Below are 2,851 nucleotides of genomic sequence, written 5' to 3' on the forward strand. Positions count from 1 at the left end.
CCGAGCTCGGGATCGAGTTCCTGCTGCCCGAGGCGGTGGAACTGCTGCGCGGCGCCGGTCAGATCGTGGAGGAGGAGAACCGCGTCTCATCTACGAGATCGTCTGGTATCCGGAGGACCGGCCGCAGGGGATGTACGACCGCCGCCTGCGCGACATCGTCCGCTACGAAAACGGCGTGAAGTTCCAGGACCTGCACCTGCCGACGACGCTCGGCGACTACCGCGCGGTCTACAGGGCCTACCTGCACGATCCCGATATCCAGGACGCCCGCGCGCGCTTCGCCTTCGTCAACATGTGGGACAACCACGAGTTCTCCTGGCGCGGTTACCAGGGCATCGAGAAGTTCGGCAAGGACGTGGTCTGGGGCCAGACCCGCAAGGTCGCCGCCAACCAGGCCTGGTTCGAGTACCAGCCCTCGCGGGCGAAACAGGCCGGCACCCTGCAGCAGTTCGCTGGCCCCAGGGTGGTCGACGCGCCGGTCACGGTCTTCGACGACCACGGCATGGGCCAGGAGCCGAACAACCTCGCCGCCGTCGAAAGCCTGACCGGCTACCGGGCGCTCCGCTTCGGCCGCCACGTCGAGGTGATCCTGACCGACCAGCACAGCTATCGCTCGGACGACCCGCTCGACGGCCCACACGGCAAGGACTTCGATGCGTCCGAGTTCCCGGAATTCACCCCCCAGGAAGTGACCGAGATCCTCGACGCGGGCCGCGCCTACGACGGCGGCAGGCCGCCCTCGGCCATCCAGCTCGGCGACAGGCAGGTCCCCAACTTCCGCAAGGACGAGCCGCCGGTGACCATGCTTGGGGTCAAGCAGAAGGCCTGGTTCTTCGAGACCCTCAGGGCTTCGAAAGCCACGTGGAAGGTCTGGGGCGCCACCAACGGGACGCTGGAGTTGCGCGCCGACTTCCAGAACCTGCCGGCCGGCCTGACCAAGGCGGCCTGGCCGGGCGCGGGCTATGCGGACGGCGGCGGCGGCGATTGGTCGGGCTGCTACGCCGAGCGGGCCGAGGTCTACGACTTCGTTCGAGACCACCAGATCACCGGCTTCGCCACCGTGGCCGGCGACAGGCACAGCTTCTGGGCCGGCCTTTCAGCCAAGTCCCTGCCGCCCAAGGCCTTCGAACCGGTAGGGATAGCCTTCATCACCGGATCGATCTCCGCGCCCGGCATGGTCGAGGCGATCAGCCACGGCTTCCCGAAGGATATGCCGCTGCGCCTGCTCTTCCTGCGCGACATGCCGTCAGGTCCGCCGGAGCCGACAGTCAACATGCTGATGCGGCACGGGGTGAAGTCGACGTTAGAGTACGCGAAGAGCGGCGACATCGTGAAAGCCCGGGCGCTGTCCAACCCCGATCTGTCGCCGCACCTCAGCTTCGTGGATATGGGCGGCCACGGCTATGCGGTGGTGCGCGCCTCGGCCGAGGCCTTCGAGACCGAATTCGTCTGCATCGCGCGCCCGCTGGAGCGCGCCGCAACCCCCGACGGTGGCCCCCTCGCCTACCGCGTCGTCCACCGCGCGCCGCTGTGGAAGGCCGGCGAACGCCCGCGGCTCGAGCAATGGGTGCTCGAGGGAAACCCTAAGCTCTCGATCTAGGCGCTGACCGTTTCCAGGGCCGGATAGTCCACGTAGCCCTCCGGACCCGGCGAATAGAAGGTCTCCATCGTCCAGGGATTGAGCGGGGCGTGGGCCTTGAGCCGCGCCGGCAGGTCCGGATTGGAGATGAACAGCTTGCCGAAGCCCACCGCGTCCGCCGCACCTGAGGCCACGGCCGCCTCGGCGGTTTCCAGATTGAAGCCCTCGTTGACGATGTAGGCGCCGCCGAACTCGGCCTTGAGGATGGCGCCGATGCTGTCCTCGGCCTGGCGCTCGCGGGCCATCAGGAAGGCAAGGCCGCGCTCACGCATGGCGCGCGCGACATAGGTGAAGGTCGCAGTCAGGTCTGAATCGCCCATGTCGTGCGCGTCGCCGCGCGGGGCCAGGTGCAGACCGACGCGGCCGGGTCCGAACACCGAGACCGCCGCGTCGACGGCTTCCAGCATCAGTCGCGCGCGGTTCTCGATCGGTCCGCCGTAGGCGTCGGTGCGCTGGTTGGACTTGTCCTGCAGGAACTGGTCGAGCAGGTAGCCATTGGCCCCGTGCAGCTCGACGCCGTCGAAGCCGGCCTTCTTGGCGTTCTCCGCGCCCTTGCGATAGGCCTCGACCACGCCGGCGATCTCTTCGAGTGAGAGCGCCCGCGGGACCGGATAGGGTCGCTTGGGCCGCAGCAGGCTCACGTCGCCCTTGGCGGCTACGGCGCTGGCCGAGACCGGCGGCTGGCCGTCCAGGAAGCTGGGATCGGAAATCCGTCCCACGTGCCACAGCTGCAGGAAGATCAGGCCGCCGGCGTCGTGCACGGCCTTTGTGGTCAGTTTCCAGCCCTCGGTCTGCTCGTCCGACCAGATCCCTGGTGTGTCGGCGTAGCCCACGCCCAGAGGCGTCACCGAGGTGGCCTCGCTGAGGATCAGGCCGGCCGTCGCGCGCTGGGCGTAGTACTGGGCGACCATGGCGTTCGCCACCCGCTCGACGCCGGAGCGCTGGCGCGTCAGCGGCGCCATGACGATGCGGTTCTTCAGCGTGACATCGCCGATCCGGATGGGGTCGAAGAGCGTGGGCATGGGCATTCCTGTGGGTAGATGCAGGCCCCTAGGTAGGGGCCCGCGCGCCGCCTCGCACGTGGAGAATTCCTGTCGCGGCGATAAGCAAAAGGCCGTCGGGTTTCCCCGACGGCCTGAAGCGTTTCGTTCAAGCTTGGCGCCTGGCCTTACTTGATGATTTTGGAGACCACGCCGCTGCCGACCGTGCGGC

General features: G+C 68.1%; 2 protein-coding genes. One reads left to right on the top strand and one right to left on the bottom strand.

The window, feature by feature from the left end; all coding sequences use genetic code 11:
* Positions 1-130 precede the first annotated feature (130 nt).
* The gene (locus E8A12_RS12110; RefSeq protein WP_293369010.1) at positions 131-1,600 is read left to right on the top strand and encodes an alkaline phosphatase D family protein; all 1,470 of its coding nucleotides are present in this window, start codon (positions 131-133) and stop codon (positions 1,598-1,600) included.
* Here E8A12_RS12110 and E8A12_RS12115 read toward each other — a convergent pair.
* Positions 1,597-2,661, bottom strand: a complete 1,065-nt coding sequence (locus tag E8A12_RS12115; RefSeq protein WP_293369012.1) for an alkene reductase — start codon at positions 2,659-2,661, stop codon at positions 1,597-1,599. The two genes, E8A12_RS12110 and E8A12_RS12115, sit on opposite strands and share 4 nt — an antisense overlap.
* Between the last annotated feature and the right edge of the window lie 190 nt (positions 2,662-2,851).

Source organism: Phenylobacterium sp. (genome assembly GCF_004799395.1).
GTDB lineage: Bacteria > Pseudomonadota > Alphaproteobacteria > Caulobacterales > Caulobacteraceae > Phenylobacterium.

What these genes read in the sequence shown, in the direction of transcription:
- E8A12_RS12110 (WP_293369010.1), top strand. Translation starts at nt 131, where the DNA reads ATGTACGACCGCCGCCTGCGCGACATCGTCCGCTACGAAAACGGCGTG.
- E8A12_RS12115 (WP_293369012.1), bottom strand. Translation starts at nt 2,661, where the DNA reads ATGCCCACGCTCTTCGACCCCATCCGGATCGGCGATGTCACGCTGAAG.